The sequence below is a fragment of the Halobacillus locisalis genome, assembly GCF_013694105.1.
GTDB lineage: Bacteria > Bacillota > Bacilli > Bacillales > Halobacillaceae > Halobacillus > Halobacillus locisalis.
This window is the reverse complement of record NZ_JACEFG010000001.1, coordinates 1,086,471-1,111,537: the sequence shown is the minus strand read 5'-3', so window position 1 is coordinate 1,111,537 and position 25,067 is coordinate 1,086,471. Positions and strand designations below refer to the sequence as shown.

Here is a 25,067-nt window from a genome sequence, read left to right as displayed (position 1 = left end):
CCCCAAACTTCTTACATGAGCAAAGTTACGCTTACGCAGCGTAGCTTTTTTGTTTTTTAAGAAACAATATCGAATAGGTATGATTAGTGAAAATTGTGGAAGGGTAAAGAGTACTACTATATTGAATGAAGGGATGTTTATTGATGGCTAAGAAGAAAGAATGGCATGTTATATTCCTTTTAGATAGTAAGCGAGTCGTTACTCATGACCTCGAGTTGAGTGAAGAGATGGATGAGCGTGAAGCGAGTGAATTCATCGTCAAACAGCTTGATCGCGGTACATGGTGGTTCTTGGAGGATGGAGTAGCACTCCATACGAGCGGTGTAGAAAGCTTCTATCTGGATAAATGTGCCAGAAAAACAAGGTTCTCTAGAGATTGATACCTAAGTAGATAAAAAAAGGAAGCTCAATGAAATGAGCTTCCTTTTTTTATGATAATATTTCAACTTCGAGTTGACGACGTCCAAATTCTAAAGCGTTGGATTCTGTAGGAATGAATACGTCTATTCGATGTCCTTGGATGTCTCCGCCGATATCACCGGCAATGGCAACACCGTACCCTGGTACCCGAACTCTAGAGCCAAGAGGGATAATGTCAGGGTCAACAGCAATCACCTTTTTACCTGGATTTGCTTTTAAATCGATCCCTGTGTAAGTGGTGCCGCTACACCCTTCACAGAAAGCTGTGTAAGCAGTGGCCTCGACGTTCACAGTGCGATTGTCGTATTGTTTTTTGACAGGTTTCTTTTGAAAACGCTCATGAGAGGCTGCTTTCTCTTCTAACTTCAATGATTTCTCTTGTAATTTATTGATATTCATACGTTCTTCAGCATGTAAGGTTTGTTCTGAGGTTCCGAATTGGACCATGCCTAGCATAAAAAGACTAGTGATTGTCAGGAATAAAGATAATTTTCTCATTCGTTATACCCCTTTAAAGGAAGATTTTAAAGAAGTATAACAAGTCATCGAAGGGTTTATCAAAGACATTCATAAGACATTTGGATTACATTTATATGACAAGCATAAAAGGTGTGTTATCTAGATGATCCTTTTCGTTTTTTTCCGCAACAGGATGTAGGGCGTGAAGGTTTTTTCTTGGGCTGGTTTTTGTTATTACGTTCACTCATATTGATACTCCTCTCCCATTTGATGTAGGTAGTATATGCGCTTGAGGAGAAGACGCCCGTGCGTTTGACATAGGTCTTTCGTTTTGGTTGTGGGCATAAAAGTTTTACGTGAATATTTGCTGTCGAAAGTCTTAGCGGACGTGATATAATTAGAATAGTGGAATGTATTCCAAGAAGTTAGTTAAAGGAGGACGGGCCCATGATTTATTGTCCTCACTGCGGAAGTGAAGTAAACGAGGGCTCCCGTTATTGCTCCCAATGTGGTCAACAAATAGAGGGTAATCAACAGAAACCTATACATAAGTCGGAAGATCCTGAGAAGAAAAAGTGGTTGCCTATTTTTATCCCAACGAGCGTTTTTCTTCTATTATCTGCCGCACTTTTTTTTGTTTACACCCATGAGCAAAGGGTCAATCAAAATGTAATCCAATCAAAACAAGAGGCCGAAGATCTTGCTCTTTCAGGTCATTTTAAAGAAGCAGAAGAAAAACTACGAAATGCTGTAGACCAACGACCAAATGAAGAAGCATTGGCCTCCGACTTGCGGAGTGTACAAGCTGCACTGGATGTAAGGAAAGAGATGAACCAGATTGAGTCCATGATTGAAAATGATCAGTTGCAAGAGGCTGAAAAGCAGTTAGAAGAACTTGAAGAAACCATTCAAGGTAACGACAGTCAGTTGTTCCTGACTTTTGTGACAGAGACCAATAGCTTAAACTCAAAGATTACAGTGATGAAGATTAATCAAGAGTTAAACCAAATGACGAATATTGATGAATTAGCTTCTAGACTGAATGAGTTGTCAGGCTTGAATTTAAAAGAAGCGGCACAAGTAAGAGAGAAAGTAACTGAAAAAATGGTTTCTCTATCAACGGAGAAAGCCGAGAAAGCCTTGAGTGAAAAACAATATTCAGAGGCCATTTCATCTGTCGATCAAGCTTTACAGTACGTGGTTAATAATCAAAAATTGCTACAGTTGAAAGAACGGATTCAACAAGAGAAAACGGCTTTTGAAAATGAACAACAACAGCGTCTGGAACAAGCGATGCAGCAAGCCGCTAAAGACGAATTGAAAAACCAGACCGATGCATTGGAAGTTGTAAGTGCTCAGGTGAGAAAAGACGAATTCGGCGATTACATGGTTACAGGTACTGTAAAAAGTGTTGCTACCCAAATTATTAGTACGGTGACCGCAACATATGAAGTTCTAAATCGCAACGGAGAAGTAGTTAAAACAGATCATGCCAAAGTATATCCTATTTATTTAAACCCGGAAGATGAAGGTACATTTGAGAAAGTGTACTACGATTTGAAAGGTGACGATTATTCTGTTCGCGTAACAGAAATGGAATGGCTAGTGGAGTAGGAGGTTGTGTGATGAAACGCTCTTGGATCATCAGCCTTGCTTTATCCTTTGTAATCATTATGGGGGGCGTGTTTGCCTTCACGTACATTATGGATACTGTACCTGATCAAATTGAGGCAGAACCGGTGTTGAGCCAGCCGGTTAATGACGAGGATAATCAAAAGCAAGTACCAAAGAAAACAAAAGATATCATCTATGAATCTCAAAAATTGGTTGTACAAATAGAGCTGTCCGATGGAACGATTGGATCGGGTTTTTTGTATAACGATCAAGGGGATATCGTGACGAACGCTCACGTGGTCGCCAATCATAAAGATGTGACAGTAATGACCACGGAATCAAAAGAAATGCCAGGTGAAGTGATTGGTGTCAGTCGGAATACCGATGTTGCTGTAGTTCGTGTTCCAGGCTTAAAAGGGAGGGAGCCCCTTCCTGTTCGATCTGAAGAGACGGTCGAATTATTAGATGAAGTGTTAGCATTAGGGAGCCCTCTCGGTTTGCAAAACACGGTTACACGTGGTGAAATCAGCGGTCTTGATCGTAATTTGCAAATTGATCCTTTTGAGTATGAGGGTGTGTATCAAATATCTGCACCGATTTCCCCTGGAAACAGTGGAGGACCGTTGATTGATGGAAATACAGGAGAGGTCATAGGCATTAATAGTGCGAAGATCGGACAAGAGACGATCGGGTTCAGTATTCCGATTGCTGATGTTTTACCTATGGTAAAACAGTGGAGTGAATCCCCGATGGAGTCATTACCTGAATTTCCAGAGTTGACTTCCACACCTGGTGCACCTGTCGCTGTGACGGATGCCGAACAAGCTACCTACTTAGTGCAATATTTCTATGATAGCGTAAATCAAGGAGACTTTGTTACCGCCTATTCTCTTCTAGGAAGTAGTTGGCAGGAAACCACGACATTTGAACAGTTCAGATCTGGCTACTATAATACTTTATCTGTCGAGGTAGACAATCTCGTGGCCGATCCGACTGATAGTGGTGTAAAAGTAACGGCTTTCCTGACAGCCGAGGAGACGAAGAACGGGGAAGTATCCATTAAGAAATACAAAGTGACTTATCCGGTAAAATACGAAAATAAATCCATGAAAATATTAAATGGAAGTGGCGAAGAATTAACGACTGAATCAAACGAAGACGATTGAGAATATTGGTCATTCCAAGTGAAAGGAGGAGGGATTGCATATCCCATCCCTCCTCTTTTTTATAGTTATGGTTATTGTAACAGGAGTCCTTCTAAAAGTATCGTCAGCTCATGACCAGCCGACTTGAGAAGGGAAGCGGATACCAAACCGGCCATACCAGCACCTCTTATGATGACATGTTTAGGATCGCTTCAATTCGGTAACCCCATTTAAATGAGTGATATCATATCGTTCGATAGGCATAGGATGATGTGCTTTTGCTGATTTTGAACACCACCATCCTCTTGGTATTTATGTGAAAAGCGGTCAGGCTATGATAGGAAAAAAGATTCATTATTTCTATTCAACTCATAAAATTCCTCTTTTCTACATTAAATGAAGAAGAGGAGGGAGAGGGGATATGTATTATCAATCCCAGCCGATTTACAGAAAGCAATCAACAGAAGAGTCCTTATGGGTTACAGGTACAGGTATTGTTGAGATTCAGCCGGACATCGCTTTCTTGAGGCTAGGAGCAGTGACGGAAGACAAGAGCCTAGCAGTCGCTCAGCAACGGAATGCTGAAACAATAGGGGCGGTCACTCGTTCTTTGGTCACTGCTGGCATAGCTGAACGTCATATCCAAACAGCGGAATATTTCATTTACCCGGAGTACGATTATGAGGATGGAAAGCAAAAATTCCGTGGCTACCGGGTCACCCATCTTCTTAAAGTGAAGGTGGAGAAAATTGAAGACGTAGGGGCTGTCATAGATTTAGCCGTGTCACAAGGTGCGAACAGAGTTTCGGATATCCAGTTTGATGTCAGGAACAAATCTGAAATAGAACAAGAAGCTTTGCAGAGAAGTATAGAAGACGCGAAGAAAAAAGCTCAAACGATTGCTCGAACTATACAGGTCCAGCTTCATCCTACTCCTCTCAAAATCGTAGAAAGCGGAGCAGAGAGTATCGAAATGCCGATCTCATATGGTAAGTCCGTCGTCGCAAGTAGTAGCTCCACACCAGTTCAGCCAGGTGAGACAAAAATAACATCTACCATACAAGCGAAATTTTCTTACTCATCTATATAAAAAATAGGCACAAAATGTTAACAGACACATAAATTATTACTGAAACTAAAAAAGTTGCGCTAAGCAAAAACATAATTTACAATGATTCTACAATGGAAATGTACGCCTGAAGGGGAGAGAACAATGGAAAATCTTATGTTAGCCTTTGGCTTAACCTTGCTCGCGGGTTTAGCGACAGGAATCGGAAGTGTCCTCGCATTCTTCACATCAACAACAAATACGCGTTTTTTATCTGTCGCGCTAGGCTTCTCAGCTGGTGTAATGATCTATGTTTCTATGATTGAGATTTTTTTCAAAGCACAAGAATCTCTAGTAGGAGCATTGGGGGAAGTCCCAGGGAAATGGCTTACTGTGGCTGGATTCTTCGGAGGTATGCTCCTTATTGCTTTTATCGATAAGTTAATTCCGAAGGCTGGCAATCCACATGAAGTGAAAAAAGTAGAAGATATGTCGAAACCAAAGTCGGATGTGCAAGATTCGCACTTACTTAAGATGGGGACATTTACGGCGCTTGCCATTGCGATTCATAACTTCCCTGAAGGAATCGCGACTTTTACAGCTGCACTTAATGATCCTTCCTTAGGTATTGCGATAGCAGCAGCGATTGCAATTCATAACATTCCTGAGGGGATTGCGGTTTCGGTTCCTGTTTATTTCGCTACAGGAGACAAGAAGAAGGCCTTTAAATTATCTTTTTTAAGTGGCCTATCAGAGCCAGTAGGAGCTATATTAGCATACCTTGTTCTTATGCCGTTTTTAAATGACATGATGTTTGGCATTTTATTTGCCGGTGTAGCAGGAATTATGGTGTTCATTTCGTTAGATGAATTGTTACCTGCTTCCAGGCGATATGGGGAAGCGCATTTATCTATTTATGGGGTCGTTGCCGGAATGGCAGTCATGGCCTTGAGTTTATTGTTATTTATATAGTGAATGACCCGTCAGGATACTTTCCTGGCGGGTTTTTAAAAGAGATTTCCTTCAGGATTCGTGCAGTATTCTGGAAGACTTATTTCGCAACTTTTGTTGCGAGGAAGGTGAGTAGGTAAACGAGTCACTTTCCGTAGGGCGGGTGCGGTGATTCTTCGAGCTGAAAAAACTAAAAAGTGTTTGTGAACAATGCGAGCCCTGCGGGGTGTACTGGGTGAACGGACATCAATTCGGACATTTAACAAAGCGATTCGGACAAGAGACGCACTATATCGGACATTTAATGGGCTTATTCGGACAGCTTGCACCCTCCTCTTCCCTCTATGGAGGATTTAACCACTTCACCATCGAGTCTTCAACATTGCTTGATATTATTAACAGAAAATAGAAAAAAGCGAACCTTGATTAAGGTTCGCTATAGATCAATTATTTAGTTATGTTGGTTTGTCGTTTCTGGAAGTCCACTTCTGAGTAATACGTGTTTTTCACTAATACGTTCGGCCCTAAGCACTCCACCGCAGGGCAGTGACAATTTAACGATTGAGCAGTATTTGTCTCCATCCAATGTTGGTAAGCATCTGGAAGACTCGTGTTTTGGATGTTTCCAAGGCCTGGTTCATCCCCGAAATCTGTAACAATGATATCCCCGCTGAAGATGTTTACGTTTAATCTCGATCGTCCATCTGGGTCATTACGTAGAGTCACATTTTCCTCTTTATATAGTCGCTCCAATAAATCCAAGTCATCTTGGGAAGAGCTGCAAGGATAATACGGAAGCGTACCGAATAACATCCATTTAGAAGGGTGTCGATGATTCAGCAACCGTACAATACCCTCGCGCATCTCTTCTAAAGATAAGGTTTCGAGACTACTTGCAAAGTCCACCGGGTACATTGGGTGGATTTCGTGTCTTGCGCATTTCATTTCTTGAACGTGATCATGAATTTCCTCAAGATAAGGGAACGTACGCTTATTGAGCATCGTCTCTGCAGATACCAGAACACCTTCATCTGATAAACGCTTGGAGTTCTCGACCATTCGATCAAAAAACAATCGACGGCTTTTTTCCGGAGGCTTACGTTCCATTCTAGCGAATCCTGTATGAATGAATTCATCGATGGTTCCCCAGTTATGGGATATATGTAGCACATCTAGATAAGGGATAATAGGAATATATCGCTCGTAAGGCAACGTCAAGTTTGAGTTGATTTGCGTTCGGACACCGCGAGAATGCGCATACTGAAGCAGTGGTAGCACATACTCTTCCACCGACCTTTTCGACATCATCGGCTCCCCGCCTGTAATGCTTAGTGTACGTAGATGTGGGATTTCGTCCAGTCGTTGCGTAATGAGTTCCATCGGCAGCGCTTCAGGGTCTTTGGATTGTAACGTATACCCTACGGCACAATGCTCACAGCGCATGTTGCACAACGTGGTTGTGGTAAATTCGATATTTGATAAAGTCATGGTTCCGTGTTCCTTAACATCCATGTAGGCTTCCCATGGATCGTAGGAAGGAGTTAGCTTTTGAAGCTTCATGTTTGTTTTCATCTATGAAACTTCCTTTCTATTAATAATTGTGTTGTTGAACCTTACTTATTCTATCACTATTCAACTGATAACCATAGCATTCGCAAAAAGGAAAAGAAGGGAATAGCGTTTACATCTAGAAAGAAAACAGAGAAGGGGGAGAGGGGATTGAAGAAAACCGTATTGATTACCGGAGCGTCTAGTGGCTTCGGTTACCATACAGCACTAAATTGTGCTAAGAAAGGTTTTAGGGTGATTGCGACAATGAGGAATATGAAAAAGGCAACCATCTTCTCGTCTGATGAACTGAATGACCATGTTAAAGAAAATATAGAGGTATGGCCATTAGACGTTACGGACCCTGTTTCGCTTGCAGACTTTTCTGATCGATTGAAAGATTTATCTAGGCTGGATGTATTGGTAAACAATGCAGGCTTTGCTATAGGTGGGTTTGTAGAACAAGTTCCCTTGGAGGCGTACCGGCGACAGTTTGAAACCAATTTCTTCGGGGTTATTGGGGTTACGCAAGCTGTTCTTCCTCTTATGAGGAAACAAGAATCAGGAAAAATAATGAATGTGAGCAGCATTAGTGGATTAATTGGCTTTCCTGGACTTTCTGCCTATGTTTCTTCAAAACATGCGTTAGAAGGCTGGTCTGAGAGTCTGAGGCTTGAAGTTAAGCCCTTTGGCATTGATGTTGCATTGATTGAGCCTGGATCTTATCAGACAAATATATGGTCTTCAGGTATGGAAATTCCGGATGATGTATATAATCCAGATTCACCGTATGCTTTTTATTTAAAAGGTTTATGGAAGGCATTAAATAAAGAATCACACGGTAATCCTTCTCATGTAGCCGATTTAATGGCGAAATTATCTGATCAGGGGAATTTATCTAAATTACGATTCCCTATCGGACCTGGTGTCAGAATGAACATTATCTTAAAACGTATTCTGCCGTGGGCGTGGCTTGAAAGAATTGTCTTAAAGAAACTGCTTCCTTAACTAGTTTTCGGAATAGGTGCATCGGGTAGAACTAGATGGAAGGGGGAAAGGAAATGGATGCATCAATCATTAAAGGAGCAGATGAGTTAATTTATGAAGGAAATGAAGTGGGAGTTCTTGTTTCACACGGGTTTACAGGTACTACACAAAGTGTGAGACCATTAGTTGAACAATATGAAAGAGCAGGATATACCGTCTACGCGCCCCGTCTAGAAGGGCATGGACAGACCCCGGAAGATATGGAAAGGACAAGTTATCATGACTGGCTAGCCTCGATAGAAAAAGCAGCTAAGTGGTTACAGGAGCGGTGTGATGCTATTTTCTTAGTAGGTTTGTCGATGGGCGGGACGTTAGTATTGGATCTTGCAGAACGGTATGAAAAGGTTAAGGGAACGGTACTCATTAATGCGGCTATCGATATTCCTGCTATGAAGCATATCGATCAAGACCATCGCTTCATAGAAGCCGTTGGGTCTGATATAAAAAAACAAGTTCAGGAATTAGCCTATGAGCGTACACCGGTCAAATCTGTTGAACAGCTATTATTGTTGATGGATAGAGTGAAAGGAAAGCTTTCTGGTGTTCGTTCACCAGTTTTATTATTTGTATCTGATGAAGACCACGTCGTACCTCCTCGCAATTCGGAGGTGATTTTTCAATCCGTTTTCTCAGAGCGTAAAGAAATTGTACATTTAGAGAATAGTTACCATGTGGCTACTTTAGACTATGATCAAGATTTGATTATCGAAAGAAGTTTGGAGTTCTTTGAAATGTACGCGAAAACTAAATAACATAACAATTTAAGTGCATGTAATGAGTTGTAAAGGGACTTCCAATCTTTTATAATAGTAATCAATCAAGAAAAGTAACGGTATAAAGCCTTCAAGGGGAGCCTCTTGGCTGAGAGTGAACAATGTTCAGACCCTTCGAACCTGTCAGTTAGTACTGGCGTAGGGATGGTGGTTTTTTTGATGGTGCAATGCAGTGGGATTCCTCCATCAGGAAGCTTCCCTTTGGCATTGCTTTTTTTGTGTCTTTTTTTAGGAGGAGTAATAGTGAGAAGTAAACGTATTTTAATTTTAGTGGAAGTGGCTATCTTTTCAGCTCTTGCTTTGTTATTGGACGTAATCCCATTCTTATCCTTTAAATTATGGGCGCAAGGAGGATCTGTTTCTTTTGCCATGGTACCTGTTTTTCTGATGGCATTTCGATGGGGTGTAAAGGGAGGAGTCGCGACAGGCCTCTTGCTAGGTTTCTACCAAGTATTAACCGGTGCTTATATCATAACAGTCCTACAGACCTTTCTTGACTACTTTGTTGCCTTTGGTGTGCTCGGGATTGCTGGTATCGTATCGCGCCCTGTATGGCAGGCTATCAAAGAAGAAAAGAAGAAAGCCTTCGTATTCTGGATTTTTATTGGCTGTTTAGTTGGTAGTGTACTCCGGTTTATTGGTCACTTCGCAGCGGGAATTATCTTTTACGGTTCATTCGCTCCAGAGGGCCAGCCTGTTTGGTTGTATTCTCTACTATATAACGGAGGGTACATGCTACCTGCTTTTATTTTAAGTGCAATCGTAATAAGTCTATTAATTGTTCAAAGACCTAAGCTACTAATACGATAAAAATTGCTTAAAAATCCCACATACAATACTTTGTGCTATACATGTAATACTGATAGAAAAAGTCTAGTTTCCTTCATCAGGGAAACTAGACTTTTTTGTTACATTCTTGTAATGGTTAAGAAAGCTTTCATATCAAAGTTTCATATAGGTGATTTATCTTATGGGCAAAATATTAACGAGAAAGAGTCGAATAATGTTTCTTTATGATACAAACTTGTAATAGAACCGTAAAATTCAATCGGGTTTATATTTGTTACACTAGTTTCAGAGAAAAAAAGAGAGAAAATTTGGGGAATGGAGAGTGGAGTTCGTTGGTTAAGAAGTTTTATTTGCTGTCTATCGTTTCAGTTTTGTTGCTAGTGTTAGTTCCAGCTAAAGAGGCTTTTGCTTCAACGCAAGAAAAACTTTTAGATGTTTCAAAGCAATACATAGGTGTACCGTATTCGTTCGGAGGAAGTACTCCTCATGGCTTTGATTGTTCAGGTTATACGTCTTATGTATTTAATGAAATGGGAATTTCTATACCACGAACAACGTTGACACAGTGGGAAGTCGGTTCTTCCGTTAGTCGTTCTGACTTACAAGTTGGGGATCTCGTATTCTTTAAGAACACATATCGTGCAGGAATTTCTCATGTTGGGATTTATGTAGGCAATAACGACTTCATTAGTGCTACATCTAGTAGAGGTATTGCTATCGTTTCTATGAGTTCAAATTACTGGGGGCCAAGATACGTTGGCGCTAAGCGAGTATCGAACTTCAATGTAGCCAACTCTAATGAATCTGGATCAAACGAATCGGATTGGTTTACGGACTTATCTAAGAAACATGCAGCATATGAAGCTATTAAACTGATGACTGATGAGGAAATCATCAATGGTTACACTGACGGAACTTTCCGCCCTGATGATTCAATTACCCGTGAACAGGCGGCTGCAATTATGAATCGTCATCTAAATCTTGAAGCTTCAGGCTCTACGGGGTTTAGTGATGTTTCTCCTGGAGAAAGATTCTATGAAGACGTATCAGCTATACAAAATGCAGGAATCATTAAAGGGTTCCCAGATGGTTCGTTCAAACCGAAGAAAGAAATGACTCGAACGGAAATGGCACTAATTGTTGCTAGAGCTTTCGGATTAGAAAATCATCCTGTATCTGATCGTGATCAGATTTATCAGGATATTAACGAAAATACAAATTATTTCCATCAAATGAGTTTAATGAATGCTATTGATCGCACTGGCGTTTACAACACTTCCAATTTTGATGGCCAATCAGATGCAAGCAGAATGGACTTTTCTGTTGCAGTATATAATGGCATTGAAACAACTGAATAATCGTACGATTTATATGGTATATTACCGAATCAATAAAGTGTTAAACCTGGATTTCAAAAAAGAAATCCAGGTTTTTTAATTTGGATATAATTACAGGTTTATAGAGCCTTTTGTAAGTGAATTTAATAAGGAATAGTGAGGGAGTGAAAGTGTGTGAAAAAATTAAAAACATTACATAAAAAGAAATGGTTTTGGTTGATCGTTGTCATTGTGGTTACAATTGGGTTAACAATTAGTTATCACACATCATGGAAGGCAATACCAGAGGGCATTTCATATGCGGGCGAGAAACACAATTTAGAGGATATAGAATTCCTCTATGATTTAACCTATGAAGACGAGGATGGAAATACGGTTCATGATCGTCATATTTTTCAAGAGATGCGAAACACCATATCTGAGGCTGAAGATTTTATTGTAGCTGATATGTTTCTTTTCAATGGGTACACAAATGGAAAGCGTGACTTTCCACCAATTTCAGAGCTTCTCGTGGATTCTATTGTGGAAAGAAAAGCAAGTAAGCCTGATTTGAAAGTCGTGTTTATTACAGATCAAATTAATACAGTCTACGGTTCGTATAAGTCAGAAACGATTAAGCGGTTAGAAGATGCTGGCGTTGACGTAGTGTTAACCAATCTTAATCAATTAAGAGATTCTAATCCTGTTTACTCCAGTGTTTGGCGATTATTATTTTCATGGATGGGAACAGGTGAGAATGGATGGATAAAAAATCCACTAGCGAAAGAAGCGCCAGACGTAACGCTACGGTCTTACTTAAAGTTACTTAATATAAAGGCTAACCACAGAAAACTTTTGGTCACTGAAAAGGAAGCGATTGTTTCTACAGCTAACCCACACGATGCAAGTGGCTATCATGAGAATGTGGCATTCAAAATGAAGGGGCCAATCATTAAAGATATCTTAGAGTCTGAAGAAGCTGTCGTTAATTATTCAGGAACAGCTGATTTTCCTTCTTACAAAGACCGGACATGGGAGCGCCAAGAAGGGCCGATCGAAGTACAATTCGTGACGGAAGGGAAAATTTATGACTCTATATTGACGGAATTGAAAAAAGCTGGAGAGGGTGATGATGTCTGGCTTGGTATGTACTATTTGGCAGATCGAAAAATCATTGATCTGCTGGACAAGGTTGCAGATCGCGGCGCGAATGTCCGTATAGTACTAGATCCTAACAGGAAATCATTTGGTCATGAAAAACCTGGTCTTCCAAACTTACCTGTTGCTGCTGAGATGCAGAAGATGGGGAACGAGAATCTCGAGGTGCGTTGGTATGATATCAATGTCGAGCAATATCACACGAAGATGCTATATATAGATAAACAGGATGAAAACGTGATTATTGCTGGCTCTGCTAACTATACGAGAAGGAACTTGGCGAACTTGAATCTAGAAGCGGATGTTGTGTTGAAAGGCCCCCCATCTGAAGAGACATTCAAAGAAGTAGACGACTACTTTGAACGAATTTGGACAAATGAATCAGGGCATTACACGGCGGACTATGAGGAATACAAAGGCGATTTGACATTCGTTAAATATGCAACATATCATTTGCAAAAGTGGTTTTGGTTCACTACGTACTAAAATCGAATGAAGTGAATGAATAGGGAGAATTAAACTGAGAGGGAGAGTGGAAGAGTGACACATCGATCACCGATTATCGCTACATTTTCTATAGTTGGAAGTGACCCAGCCACAGGTGAGTTGGGAGTTGCCGTTCAGTCAAAGTTTTTGGGTGTGGGATCAGTAGTTCCGTGGGCTAAGGCTGGGGTAGGCGCCATCGCTACTCAAGCTTTCGCGAATCCAGCATACGGTCCAGACGGATTGAAGATGTTGGAAGAAGGTTTAACCGTTGAAGAGGTCTTTCACGAGTTAACTACGAAGGATCCTCAGTCTCAAGATCGACAACTAGGCATTGTTGATACTAATGGTAATGCCGAGTCTTTCACAGGCAACGATTGCTATGAATGGGCAGGAGGTGTCACTGGAAAAGGATATGCTGCCCAAGGTAATATTCTCGTCAATAAAGAAACGGTAACGGAGATGGGCAAAGCTTTCGAAGAAGCAACAGGCTCTTTAGCTGATCGTTTGCTCGCCGGGTTACAAAAAGCCCAACAAGCAGGAGGGGACAGTAGAGGTAAACAATCAGCAGCTTTATATGTCGTGAAGGAAAAAGGAGGCTATGGAGGGCTAAGTGACACGCTCGTTGATTTGCGTGTGGATGATCATCCAGATCCAATTGTCGAGTTGGAGCGAATTTATCAACTTCACCAACTCTATTTCGGTGAAACGAATGAGGAAGATATCCTGAAAGTAGAAGCGGAGGTTATGCAAGATGTGACTCTTCACTTGTATAGACTTGGCTACATTTCCTCACGTAATGTTGAAGAAAATGAGCTTTACCGCGGTCTTACGACTTATCTTCATACGGAGAATTTTGAAGGAAGAGAACAGCACGAAGGTTGGATTGATAAGAAAGTGTACGAATATTTACTAGAACATAATTCATAACTGATTGCACCTGAACGATTAATCGTTCAGGTGTATTTTTTTGACTTCATATCTTGATTTGATTATTATCTAATTAGATTACAATCAAATTAGGAGGGATGAAATGCAATTAGAAAAAATGGTAGCTTTTCACAAAGCAATAGGTGATCCTACCAGAATCAGAATAATTGCTCTTTTAAGGAATAAACCATTGCATGGACAAGCTATAGCAGAAAAATTAGCCCTGAAGCCGCCTACCATTACTCATCACGTCAAGCGGTTAAAAGACTCCGGAGTGGTTTATTCCAGGAGAGATAAAAATACAATATATTTTCATTTGGATACAAAAAGATTAGAGTTTATGTCTACATCGATTTTAAGAATAGGGGATGATCAAATCGTGAAGGCGTATGAGATGAAGATGTCCGATAAGGAAAAGTTAAAGATCCTCCATAGTTTTATTACCCAAGATGGTCGACTGAAGCAACTACCGAGTAAACTTAAGAAAAAGATTGTTATTCTTTCTTACTTTGCTCAAGGCTTTGAACCAGGTAAAGTGTATGAGGAGACCGAAGTGAATGAGTATATTCAAACATTTTATGATGACTTTGCTACCATTCGTCGGGAATGGATCATGCAACAATTTATGTATAGAGAAAATAATAGATACGAGAGAAATCCTACTGAAATGTGGCCGATTATAGTAGAGAGTAAGAAACGGTGAACACCTCACATGTGGTAACCAACGCATCACGAAGGGTCTAGAAAATCGTAGTAGTTATTTAGTTAAAACTCGTCTGAAACCTCCACGGCAACTGCTTGATATATATAAACTCAATAACTAATAGATATAGTGGTACTATAGAAGGCGAACTGTCTTGATTTACACATCAAGACACTAGTCGGAACTCAGAGAAAAAGCAGGTAACTATTTTAAAGAATCTTCTTACACCAGTGATGCACAATATGCCACTGGTGTTTTTTGGAGAAAAATGTTTGATTTTTTTCAAAAAAGGAAAAACAAACTATATTCTGTAATGCGGCGGAGGAGGGTATATGAAGAAACAAACACAACCTTGGAAGATGATAAAGGTAGATAAGGATCTAGCCGAAGAAATCGAGGATGATGTGGCGATTGAGTTTCCACTCACCGTTGTAGTAAATGGAAAAGAATTTGCAACCATGGTCTGCACACCTGAACATATGGATTTGTTAGTGGTAGGCTTCCTAGCCTCCGAAGGTGTGATTCGATTAAAGAGTGATATTCGTCAATTATCGGTCGATGAAGATAAGGGGTTTGCTTATGTAGAGGTAAATAAGGAATGGTCAATGAATGAGTCATATGAAAAAAGATGGATTGGCTCTTGTTGCGGTAAGAGTAGATCCTTTTATTTCCAAAATGATGCTAAGACAGCTCGCACAATTATGAGCCACCTTACCATTCGCCCTGAAGATTGTTTGAACTTAATGAAAGCGTTTCACAGTTCAGCAGAATTGTTTCAGCGTACAGGTGGTGTCCATCAGGCATCGATAGCAACCAAAGATGAATTAGGGGTGACGTTCACAGATATTGGACGTCATAATGCGCTTGATAAATTATTCGGATACATGATTTTAAACGGTATCCAAAGCAAAAATCATCTGATTTTATTTAGTGGACGAATTTCCTCTGAAGTACTATTAAAAATATCAAAAATGGGCATCGGCTGTTTATTGTCGAAGTCCGCCCCAACCAATCTAGCCTTACAATTAGCAGAAGATTTGAATATTACAGCTATAGGGTTTGTTAGAGGTGGGAGGATGAACGTCTATACTCATCCATCACGTCTAGAGCAAAGTAACCATCATGCGTTACATGCTAATGCCAAAGAAGGAGGAATTGAATTTGATTGAGCGTGAACATACCGTTGTAACCATTAATGGAACAGAATATCTAGGGGAATCAGGACAAAATTTGTTGGAATTAATCAACTCTACAGGAGAAAGCGTACCAGCGATTTGTTATAACGAATCACTTGGTCCAATTCAAACCTGTGATACATGTATTGTGCAAGTGAATGGAGAATTGATAAGAGCGTGTGGTCAAACCATCGAAGCAGGTATGAGTGTGCAAACGCAGTTGCCTCATGTACATAAATCACAGAAAGAGGCACTTGATCGTATTTTAGAGAAACATGAACTTTATTGTACGGTTTGTGATTATAACAACGGGTCATGTGAGATCCATAATACGATGGCAGAATTCGGTTTAGAGCACCAGTCCCGTCCGTTTAAGCCAACATCTTATGATCGTGATGATTCCGGTTCATTTTACAGATACGACCCCGACCAGTGTATTTTGTGTGGCCGGTGTGTAGAAGTCTGCCAAGACGTCCAAGTCAACGAGACCTTGACGATTGATTGGGAGAGACAAGAGCCAAGAGTCATATGGGATAATGACGTTCCAATGGACCAATCTTCTTGTGTCAATTGTGGGCAGTGCTCCACGGTGTGCCCTTGTAATGCCATGATGGAGACAGGGATGGAAGGAGAGGCTGGTTTTCTGACGAATCAGAAACCTGGAATTCTCAAATCCATGATTGAATTAACGAAGAAAGTTGAAACGGGATACGGGCCTTTATTTGCTGTGTCAGATACGGAAGCAGAAATGAGAGAATCTAGAATTAACAAAACCAAAACCGTATGTACGTATTGTGGAGTAGGTTGTTCGTTTGATGTGTGGACTAAAGACCGTAAAGTTCTGAAGGTCGAACCTCACCCAGAGTCTCCTGCGAACGGAATATCGACATGTGTGAAAGGTAAATTTGGTTGGGATTATGTAAATAGTGAAGAGCGTCTGCAGAAGCCCTTGCTCCGTCGCGACGACCACTTTGAGGAAGTGGAATGGGAAGAAGCGCTTTCCTATGTTGCAAAACGAATGAATGAAGTAAAGGCTGAAAAGGGTGCAGATCATCTTGGGTTTATTTCATCCTCTAAAGCAACGAATGAAGAGTCTTATTTGATGCAGAAACTGGCGCGACAAGTGATTGGGACAAACAATATCGATAACTGTTCTAGATACTGTCAAACACCAGCCACCAAAGGATTGTTCCGAACGGTTGGTCATGGTGGTGATTCCGGTTCAATTGATGATATTGCTTCAGCAGAACTTGTTATAACTATTGGCTCGAATACGGCAGAGTCACACCCTGTATTAGCTTCAAGAATTAAGCGTTCACAGAAATTATTCGGTCAACAATTATATGTATTCGATTTAAGAAAACATGAAATGGCGAAGCGAGCAAATGCTTTCTTCCAGCCAAAGTCCGGGACGGATCTCGTCTGGCTATCCGCTGTTACGAAATATATTTTGGATCAGGGTTGGGAAGACCAAGCTTTCCTCAGTGACTGGGTGAATGGCTTCGGAGAGTATAGGGAAAGTTTAGAGCCTTTCACTATGGACTACGCAGCCAAAATGACAGGTATTGAAGTGGAAGAATTGAAGAAGATCGCAGAAGAAGTAGCAACCTCAGAATCCGTTGCCGTTTGTTGGGCAATGGGAGTGACGCAACATATGCGCGGTTCTGATACAAGTACGGCAATATCTAATCTACTCTTAATAACAGGGAATTATGGTAAACCAGGAACAGGAGCATATCCTTTGCGTGGACATAACAATGTTCAAGGTTGTAGCGACTTCGGAAGTATGCCGAACTTTTACCCGGGTTATGAGAAGACAACTGATGAGAAAGTTCGAAAAAAATATGAAAAAGCATGGGGCGTAGACCTTCCTCAAGGTACAGGAAAGGATAATCATCAAATGATTGAGGCGATTCATGATGGCGAGCTATCTGCTATGTATGTGCTAGGTGAAGATACCGGTATTGTGGATGCGAATATCAACTATGTGACAGATGCATTTGAGAAGCTTGATTTGTTTATCGTTCAAGATTTGTTCCTTACTAAAACGGCAGAGTATGCCGATGTGGTTTTGCCGGCATCTCCGAGTTTGGAAAAGGATGGAACATTCACGAACACGGAACGCCGGATCCAGCGATTATATAAAGCTTTAGATCCTTTAGAGGGTACAAAGCCCGATTGGGTCATCCTTCAGGAAGTAGCAAAATTTATGGACTTTGAATGGGGATACACACACCCATCTGAAATCATGAGTGAAGCCGCAGGGCTCGCTACGATGTTTGCAGGTGTTAGCTATGAGCGTCTTGAAGGCTATAAATCTCTTCAATGGCCAGTACAAGAAGACGGAACTGATGAGCCACTATTATTCACAGAAGGTTTTCCATTCGAGGACAAAAAAGCGAGATTGTTCCCTCTAGATTTTGAACTGCAATATGATACAGATGAAGAATATGACTTACACGTGAATAATGGTCGCTTGCTAGAGCACTTCCATGAAGGGAACATGACATACAAATCAGAAGGAATTACAAGAAAAACTCCGAATGCTTTCATTGAGGTCTCTGAAGAATTAGCTAGAGACCGTGGTATTAAGGAAGGGGCTGAAGTGAAGCTGATTTCTAGAGCTGGTGAAGCGACAGGAGTCGTAACAGTTACAGATCGAGTGAAGGGCAAAGAGATATTCTTACCACTGAATGATAATGGCAAGTCAGCGGTTAACTTCTTGACGGATAACCGCGTTGATAAAGATACCAATACTCCCGCCTATAAAGAAATAGCGGTGAAAATGAAAGTTTTGAAGAAGAAAGGGAAGTCGCCTATTCCGCCTAATAATCACAGGCGTGGGAACCCTGTACCTCAAATTAGTGTGAAAGTTCAGGATAAATGGAAGCGTGAGGATTATCAATTCCCAGGAAGCCAGGTGAAGCGCTGATGGGTAAACCGATTACAGGCATTAAGAAATATTCGGTTACGAGAGAAGAACAACTGGAAAATGATTTCTCGGAAGTTAAAGAAGCTGTTGCAGATAACAAAGAGGCAATCTTAAAAGGGATTCAACTTCTGAAAGGGTTAGAAGAAGGTGGTACGTTAGATACAGCTTATGCTTTTACGAATGCAAAGAATGAAGCTCTTACAAGGTTTGTGGAAGAAATAAGCAAAGACCAATACACTCCTCTTTTAGAAAATTTACCAAGTTTGATTTTCCTAATAGGTGAATTGGATGTGAAAGGTATTCGGGAATTAACGACTCGGTTGAACCAAGGCATCGAAGAGATGGAGCATGTATCGCCGGATGATAAAACGAATGTATTGGATATAGCAAAAGCCCTCAAAGACCCGAATATAAATAGAAGTCTAACTTTATTACTTGGTTTCCTGAGAGGTATGGGGCGTCAATAACAAAAAGGAAGAGGCATTTCTGATGCCTCTTCCTTTTGTTAATTCAGATATGTTTTATAAATGTTTGCTTATAAAGAAACGGGACGGTTTGGTACCATTCAGATGTCGATGAAGAACCAAACAATTAAAATGATTTGAATGACGACCTTGGCGACAGTACCACTTAAGAAGCCAAGTAAAGAGCCAATTGCTGCTTTGAAGGCATCGTCCGTGGTTCGCTTCTGTATAAGCTCTGTAGCGATGACGAGGACAAATGGGATTACAATTATTCCGAAGGGAGGGATAATGAATGACCCAACTATGACCCCGACTGCTGCCATACGTTCCCCCCACTTACTGCCCCCATACCGTTTTACAAAATAGCTGTTTGCAATAATATCAGAGACAATCAACAATACAGTAAGTAAAATCGCACCAATCCAGAAAAACATAGATAATGAATCTCCATTAATGAAAAAGAAATACGCTAAGAAACCGATCCAAAGAACGAGCGGTGCTGGAATGATGGGAAAAATGATGCTAGCAAAACTGGCAATAAAGCAAGCGATAATAATAAGCCAAACAATTAGTTCCATACTAGTACCTCCATAAGCTTTGATGTTCTAAACAACTTTACGTTTATCAGAAGCTATTCGTTTCAGTTATTTTTTCATGCAAAAAGCCAGGCAATGACCTGGCTTTTACATGTTATTATTTAATACCTAAGTCTTGACGGTCAGGTGGAGCCATAAATTCAGGTCCGACTGGGTCTTGAACGTGTTTTAATAATATCTCATCAATATCATGCATTGTCTCATCATCGATCTCAAAGTCGAAGATATCCCCGACGGGTTCCAACTGATCAGGGCGACGTCCACCCATCAAGGCTATTCCAGATCCGGGCTGATCTAGTACCCAACGTAAAGCTAGGTGAAGAACACGCTTGCCGTAACGATCTTGAGCCAATTTGTCTAATTCACTAACGACACTTAAGTATTGCTGGAACCGTGGTTGTTGGAATTTCGGATCGCTGTTTCGTAGATCGTCTCCTTCAAATTCTCTATCAAGAGACATTTTCCCAGATAAAAGCCCTCTACAAAGAGATCCATAACTGATTGTTGAGATGTTGTGTTCTTTTGTATAAGGAAGAGTTTGGTTCTCAATATCCCTCTCAAACAGGTTATATGGCGGTTGTAGACTATGCAGTGGTGCTGCTTCTCTGAATATATCCATCTGTTCTGGTGAAAAATTACTCACCCCGATGCCTCTGATTTTCCCTTGCTTGTACAAGTATGATAAAGCTTCAGCTGTCTCATGTATGGGAGTTATCGGGTCAGGCCAGTGTACTTGATACACGTCAATGTAATCCGTCTGCAAGCGGCGTAAGGAATCCTCTACCTCTTGATGGATTCGCTTGGTGCTTGCATTTCGGAATACGTTATCTTCTTTCCAATCCAACCCAACTTTAGTGGCTAGAAGAATTTCATCACGTTTTCCGTATTGTTGTATGGCCTTTCCAACGATTTCTTCAGATCGACCGAATCCATAGACGGGAGCCGTATCTATAAAGTTGATTCCTTTATCTATAGCGGTGTGGATCGTATTGATAGATTGTGCTTCATCTGTTCCTCCCCACATCCAGCCACCAATCGCCCAAGTTCCTAAACCGATGCGACTGGCTTCTAACGATGTATCACTTATCTTAATTTTTTCCATTGTTTACACCTCCGGAACAAATAGCGATTCTTAGTAATACTACCCGTTTCATAAGAAAATTAATCATCATAAAAACATCACTCAAAATCACATTCCTATTTTCTGAAAATTAAGATATAATAAAATTAATAATTCGATAGGGGTGGGAAAGTGGAAACAGCTAAGAGATGGGAAGTTGAAAAATATAAAGTAAAAAATTGGAAAAAGTATTCGTTAATTGGTTTTAGTGTGGTCGTTGTTCTACTAATCGCTGCGCTCATATTTGTAAACGCTTACATAAACCGTACACTTCCTACCACAGATGGAGAAGTCCAGCTGAATGGGTTGAATGATATAGTGGAAGTCGTTCGAGATGGGGATGGCGTTCCTCATATTGAAGCAACCAATACACATGATTTATTTATGGCACAAGGTTACGTTCAGGCACAGGACCGCTTATTTCAAATGGAGTTGGCCAGAAGGCAAGCGTCTGGAACATTGAGTGAAGTCGTAGGCGAAGCGACGGTTGAACAGGACCGGTACTTCAGAACACTTGGACTCCGCCGGGCAGCAGAGAAATCATTGGCTGCTTATTCACAAGAATCCATGGATATTTTGGAGGCGTATGCCGCCGGTGTGAATGCATATATAGAAGAAGCGAAACAGGAGAGGAGACTACCTCCAGGATTTACGTTAATGGGGATTGATCCATCTCCCTGGGAGCCGGTTGACTCCCTTACGGTTGGGAAATACATGGCTTTTGATCTTGGCGGTCATTGGGAAAGGCAGGCCTTCAACTATTATTTGCTATCGGAATTTCCAGAAAACCAAGCTTATGAATTGTTCCCATCTTATCCGAATGATGCTCCTACCATTCTCAAAGAGACAGGAAAAGTGGATGTAGCTGCAAGATTCAAAGACGCACTGATTCCTCATGCCTTCAATGGTAGCAATAATTGGGTAGTGAGTGGTGAAAGAACAGAGTCAGGATCCCCTTTACTTGCTGATGATCCTCACTTAGGGTTGGCGACGCCCTCGATTTGGTATCAAATGCATTTAAAATCTCCTGAATACAATGTTTCCGGGGTGATATTTGCGGGCATCCCAGGTATTATTCTTGGCCACAACGAAGATGTTGCGTGGGGAGTAACAAATGTTGGGCCAGACGTTCAACAACTATACTTAGAGAAAAGAAACCCTGACAATCCCCACCAATTTCTATTCGATGGCAATTGGGAAGAGGCGATCACTCATAAAGAACCGATTAGGGTAAAGGGAGAAGAAGATATTGATTATGAAGTGGTTGAAACAAGACATGGTCCAATAATCAGTGAGTTTGCAGAAGAGAGTGGAGAGGACACACAAATGTCGCTCAGGTGGACAGCTCTTGATGCAACGACAGAATTAGAAGCGGTTTTAGAAATGAATCGAGCGACTAATTGGAATGAGTTTGAGGAGGGATTAGAGAAGTTTCTGGCTCCTGCACAAAACTTTGTATTCGCATCACAGGACGGCACCATTGCTTATAAAGCAAATGGTCGAATTCCGATTTATGAACATCCAGATGATGCACTTCTTCCTATGCGAGGGTGGGAAGAAGAGGACGAGTGGCAGGGGTACATTCCGTTTGATGAACTGCCGCGAAGTGTAAATCCTGATAATGGATTTATTGCTACAGCGAATAATAAAGTCATAGGTGATGATTACCCCTATCATATTAGCCATAGTTGGGCGCAGCCTTATCGTTATAAACGAATTGTTGAGATGCTAGAAGAGAGCGACAAAGTGAGCAAAGATGATTTTATGACGATGCAAATGGATGTTCGGAACTTACAAGCTGAAGAATTCTTATCTTATATGCTGGACCAGCTGGATATGAGTGAACTGACGACAGAGGAGAAGATAGGTGTAGAAATCTTGATGGATTGGAATTATGAAGACGACCACTCCCAGGCCCAGCCTTTACTTTTTCATACTTGGATAAGTGAAGTGCAGGATGAGATTTATAATGATTCAATACCTGAAGAAATGAGAGAGTTGTTTCACGGTGCAGGACAAACAACAGATGAATTGCTAAGAAAGGAAAGAGATGGTGGATCATCTAGATGGATAAGCCAAGCAGGAGGGGTATCAAAAGTCCTGACAGACGCTTTTCAGTCGACGATAGCAGAATTAAAAGGGAAACAAGGAAATGATATAGAAGCGTGGACATGGGGAGAAGGACATGCTGTAGAGTTCACTCATCCTTTATCGAGTATTGGATTTTTGGAACGCTTTTATAATCCAGGTGAACCTCGTTCTGTGAGCGGAAGCAGGGTGACGGTCCGTGCAGCTGGCTATAATCATGATGGGATTGTGGATCATGGGGCATCCTGGCGCTTTGTCATTGACATGAATGATCCATCTTCCGCATACCATATCGTTGGTCCAGGTCAATCAGGGCACTTCAAGAGTGAGTGGTATCACAATCAATTGGATGACTGGGTTGATGGTACCTATCATGAAACCTCTCTCAATCAGTATGATGGAGATGAACTTGTTCTGATTCCAGGATCTAATTAGTAGTTTGATGCCCTCCTCAAGAGGGTGTTTTTTTCTTATAAAATGAAATTGTTCCTCATGAAAAAACCTGTCCTTTCTTATCTCTTAGTGAATTTGTAGTAAAAATAAGGAAACTGTGCCACAATATATCCTATGATAGGAGGGAAAGACATGCATGAATTCCATGATGCGTTTATTCAATTATTAATTCTATTAGCGATTTCTGTCACAGTTATTGGAATTGCTAAGCTATTAAAGGAACCGTACTCTATTGCGCTCGTCATTGTTGGTTTAATATTGGGACTAACAGAACTGCCTTATATTGAAGAGGCGGAATTTTACATAACCCAGTCAGAAGTATTTCAAGCAACAGTCATTTCTTTGTTTCTCCCTATTCTGTTAGGAGATGCAACTTTAAAGCTTCCGTTTCACCACCTTTATAAGCAAAGGAAGCCCGTAATGGGATTAGCGTTTGTCGGGACTTTTATTTCGTTTTTATGTATTGGCGGCGCATCGTATTATTTACTCGATCTGCCCTTAGCAGTTGCTTTCACATTTGCGGCATTAATGAGTGCGACAGACCCGATCAGTGTATTATCCATTTTTAAATCGCTTGGCGTTTCTGAGAAACTCTCTACTGTAATGGAAGGCGAATCACTATTCAATGATGGAATCGCCGTTGTCCTCTTTAAAATTTCCAGTATCTATCTATTGACTTATATAGAAATGGGATGGAGTGGTTTAGGTAGCGGAGTATTCATGTTTCTTAAATTTGCAGTTGGGGGAGCTTTGATTGGACTTTTGATTGGGTTCCTGTTTTCTCAAGTGCTTCGCTTATTTGATGATTACCCTTTAGAAATCGCATTCAGTGCTTTGTTATTCTTCGGAAGTTATTTTATTGCTGAGCACTTCCATACGTCAGGCGTTATTGCAGTAGTAGTTGGAGGGTTTGTATTTGGGGATTATGGCGCTAAAATTGGCATGTCTAAAGAAACGAAAACGAATTTGAATACGTTTTGGGATGCAATAACGTTGATTGCTAATTCCCTCATATTTCTTATGGTCGGTTTAGAAATCAGGAACATCGACTTCTCGGGTAAGTGGGGTTTCATTGTTTTGGCTATCTTTATTGTTTTAGTCGGCCGTACAATTGCTTTGTATGTGAGCACAGGCTGGATTAAGGATTTGACTGGCAAAGAACGCTTGCTCTTAAATTGGGGAGGACTGCGTGGAAGTCTTTCAATAGCATTGGCTCTAAGTTTGCCAATGGATTTCGGTGGAAGGGAAGAAATTCTTCTTTTCACATTCTCTGTCGTTCTATTCTCCCTGCTCGTTCAAGGGCTGACCATAAAGCCTCTTGTTAAACGGTTACGGTTATCTAAGAGTTAGAAGTCAGGCGCTTCTTCAATGTGAAGAAAGCGCCTTTATTCTGGTTAAGTAAGACTTGGTTGAAAACTCAGTGGAGCATCTTTTATCTTAATAATAGGGACACGACTGAGTCCTTGGGATCTTATACAAAGTACTCCATGTAATAGATAAAAGTGATGATCAGGGATGCACCTGCGTAAACAAGACAGGTGTAAAAACCTACAGACGGTACAAACTTCTTGTTCTCTGCCTCTTGCTTTATACCCGTAGTTGATTGGACGCCTAAATCGATACTTCTTGTCGTAAAGCCCCCAGAAGAATTAAAAAAACGGATAATGAATGCAACAGCTAAGCCAAGTACAAAAGAGAAGTCGATGAAAGCACTGTCTGTCATTACGGTTAAGGCAATGTTTACTCCGACTAGGAAAATGATGGTGAATAGGATTGTCACTATTTTTTTCATGGTATTCCTCCTGAAACGGTTTCTTACTTATACGATTCAAAAAGAAAAAAGTTCCTTAAAAAT

23 protein-coding genes and 1 riboswitch are annotated in these 25,067 nt (G+C 40.8%); of the genes, 18 read left to right on the top strand and 5 right to left on the bottom strand.

The features are described from left to right. The first annotated feature begins 143 nt into the window (after nt 1-143). Nucleotides 144-380, top strand: a complete 237-nt coding sequence (locus H0266_RS05840; protein ID WP_181471424.1) for a hypothetical protein — start codon at nt 144-146, stop codon at nt 378-380. A 49-nt stretch (nt 381-429) separates the two neighbouring features. Here the strand turns inward: H0266_RS05840 and H0266_RS19745 are convergent, their stop codons facing one another. Then, nucleotides 430-918, bottom strand: a complete 489-nt coding sequence (locus tag H0266_RS19745) for a 3D domain-containing protein (protein WP_181471423.1) — start codon at nt 916-918, stop codon at nt 430-432. Nucleotides 919-1,326: 408 nt separating this feature from the next. Between H0266_RS19745 and H0266_RS05830 the strand changes: the two genes are divergently transcribed. The 5 genes from H0266_RS05830 to H0266_RS05810 all read left to right on the top strand — a co-directional run bounded on the left by H0266_RS05830 (nt 1,327) and on the right by H0266_RS05810 (nt 6,046). Further along, nucleotides 1,327-2,493, top strand: coding sequence for a zinc-ribbon domain-containing protein (locus H0266_RS05830; RefSeq protein ID WP_181471422.1), 1,167 nt, complete (start codon nt 1,327-1,329; stop codon nt 2,491-2,493). A gap of 11 nt (nt 2,494-2,504) precedes the next feature. Beyond that, entirely contained in the window at nt 2,505-3,659 is a 1,155-nt protein-coding gene (locus H0266_RS05825; RefSeq protein WP_181471421.1) for a S1C family serine protease, read from the top strand. Between the two features lie 400 nt (nt 3,660-4,059). Next, complete coding sequence (locus H0266_RS05820) at nt 4,060-4,728, top strand: SIMPL domain-containing protein (protein WP_181471420.1); 669 nt, start codon at nt 4,060-4,062, stop codon at nt 4,726-4,728. A 123-nt stretch (nt 4,729-4,851) separates the two neighbouring features. After that, entirely contained in the window at nt 4,852-5,658 is an 807-nt protein-coding gene (gene zupT, locus H0266_RS05815; RefSeq protein WP_181471419.1) for a zinc transporter ZupT, read from the top strand. A 214-nt stretch (nt 5,659-5,872) separates the two neighbouring features. Then, nucleotides 5,873-6,046, top strand: coding sequence for a hypothetical protein (locus H0266_RS05810; RefSeq protein WP_181471418.1), 174 nt, complete (start codon nt 5,873-5,875; stop codon nt 6,044-6,046). Between the two features lie 38 nt (nt 6,047-6,084). Here the strand turns inward: H0266_RS05810 and yfkAB are convergent, their stop codons facing one another. Next, nucleotides 6,085-7,209, bottom strand: a complete 1,125-nt coding sequence (yfkAB, locus tag H0266_RS05805) for a radical SAM/CxCxxxxC motif protein YfkAB (protein WP_181471417.1) — start codon at nt 7,207-7,209, stop codon at nt 6,085-6,087. Nucleotides 7,210-7,356: 147 nt separating this feature from the next. Here yfkAB and H0266_RS05800 point away from each other — a divergent pair, with 147 nt between their 5' ends. From H0266_RS05800 to H0266_RS05755, 10 genes are all read left to right on the top strand, one after another. Then, on the top strand, nt 7,357-8,193 hold the full coding sequence (locus tag H0266_RS05800; protein WP_181471416.1) for an SDR family oxidoreductase: 837 nt from the start codon (nt 7,357-7,359) through the stop codon (nt 8,191-8,193). A 53-nt stretch (nt 8,194-8,246) separates the two neighbouring features. Further along, nucleotides 8,247-8,984, top strand: a complete 738-nt coding sequence (locus H0266_RS05795) for an alpha/beta hydrolase (RefSeq protein ID WP_181471415.1) — start codon at nt 8,247-8,249, stop codon at nt 8,982-8,984. Nucleotides 8,985-9,068: 84 nt separating this feature from the next. Further along, nucleotides 9,069-9,167, top strand: a riboswitch (TPP riboswitch). A gap of 81 nt (nt 9,168-9,248) precedes the next feature. Beyond that, nucleotides 9,249-9,815 (top strand): energy-coupled thiamine transporter ThiT, encoded by a 567-nt coding sequence (gene thiT, locus H0266_RS05790; RefSeq protein WP_181471414.1) that lies wholly within the window; start codon nt 9,249-9,251, stop codon nt 9,813-9,815. A gap of 311 nt (nt 9,816-10,126) precedes the next feature. Next, nucleotides 10,127-11,152, top strand: a complete 1,026-nt coding sequence (locus H0266_RS05785) for a C40 family peptidase (protein ID WP_181471413.1) — start codon at nt 10,127-10,129, stop codon at nt 11,150-11,152. A 153-nt stretch (nt 11,153-11,305) separates the two neighbouring features. Further along, nucleotides 11,306-12,754, top strand: a complete 1,449-nt coding sequence (locus tag H0266_RS05780; RefSeq protein WP_181471412.1) for a phospholipase D-like domain-containing protein — start codon at nt 11,306-11,308, stop codon at nt 12,752-12,754. 54 nt (nt 12,755-12,808) lie between these two features. Further along, nucleotides 12,809-13,681 carry a DUF1028 domain-containing protein gene (locus H0266_RS05775; RefSeq protein WP_181471411.1) on the top strand — a complete coding sequence of 291 codons (873 nt, stop codon included), beginning with the start codon at nt 12,809-12,811 and terminating at the stop codon, nt 13,679-13,681. Between the two features lie 103 nt (nt 13,682-13,784). Continuing rightward, on the top strand, nt 13,785-14,384 hold the full coding sequence (locus H0266_RS05770; RefSeq protein ID WP_181471410.1) for a DUF2087 domain-containing protein: 600 nt from the start codon (nt 13,785-13,787) through the stop codon (nt 14,382-14,384). Nucleotides 14,385-14,716: 332 nt separating this feature from the next. After that, entirely contained in the window at nt 14,717-15,553 is an 837-nt protein-coding gene (gene fdhD / locus H0266_RS05765) for a formate dehydrogenase accessory sulfurtransferase FdhD (protein ID WP_181471409.1), read from the top strand. Continuing rightward, nucleotides 15,546-18,491: a formate dehydrogenase subunit alpha gene (fdhF, locus tag H0266_RS05760; protein ID WP_246363643.1), complete on the top strand. Its 2,946-nt coding sequence runs from the start codon at nt 15,546-15,548 to the stop codon at nt 18,489-18,491. Before fdhD ends, fdhF begins: the two co-directional genes overlap by 8 nt. After that, nucleotides 18,491-18,958 carry a helical membrane plugin domain-containing protein gene (locus H0266_RS05755; RefSeq protein WP_181471407.1) on the top strand — a complete coding sequence of 156 codons (468 nt, stop codon included), beginning with the start codon at nt 18,491-18,493 and terminating at the stop codon, nt 18,956-18,958. The genes fdhF and H0266_RS05755 overlap by 1 nt, the downstream gene beginning before the upstream one ends. A gap of 98 nt (nt 18,959-19,056) precedes the next feature. On the opposite strand, the gene H0266_RS05750 is transcribed toward H0266_RS05755, so the two are convergent. Continuing rightward, nucleotides 19,057-19,533 (bottom strand): DUF456 domain-containing protein, encoded by a 477-nt coding sequence (locus tag H0266_RS05750; protein WP_181471406.1) that lies wholly within the window; start codon nt 19,531-19,533, stop codon nt 19,057-19,059. Between the two features lie 115 nt (nt 19,534-19,648). Continuing rightward, nucleotides 19,649-20,653, bottom strand: coding sequence for an aldo/keto reductase (locus tag H0266_RS05745; protein ID WP_181471405.1), 1,005 nt, complete (start codon nt 20,651-20,653; stop codon nt 19,649-19,651). A gap of 150 nt (nt 20,654-20,803) precedes the next feature. Between H0266_RS05745 and H0266_RS05740 the strand changes: the two genes are divergently transcribed. Both H0266_RS05740 and H0266_RS05735 read left to right on the top strand, forming a co-directional pair. Beyond that, nucleotides 20,804-23,194: a penicillin acylase family protein gene (locus H0266_RS05740; protein WP_181471404.1), complete on the top strand. Its 2,391-nt coding sequence runs from the start codon at nt 20,804-20,806 to the stop codon at nt 23,192-23,194. 150 nt (nt 23,195-23,344) lie between these two features. Further along, the gene (locus H0266_RS05735) at nt 23,345-24,562 is read left to right on the top strand and encodes a cation:proton antiporter (RefSeq protein ID WP_181471403.1); all 1,218 of its coding nucleotides are present in this window, start codon (nt 23,345-23,347) and stop codon (nt 24,560-24,562) included. Between the two features lie 121 nt (nt 24,563-24,683). Here H0266_RS05735 and H0266_RS05730 read toward each other — a convergent pair whose 3' ends face one another. Next, nucleotides 24,684-25,004 (bottom strand): hypothetical protein, encoded by a 321-nt coding sequence (locus tag H0266_RS05730; RefSeq protein ID WP_181471402.1) that lies wholly within the window; start codon nt 25,002-25,004, stop codon nt 24,684-24,686. Between the last annotated feature and the right edge of the window lie 63 nt (nt 25,005-25,067).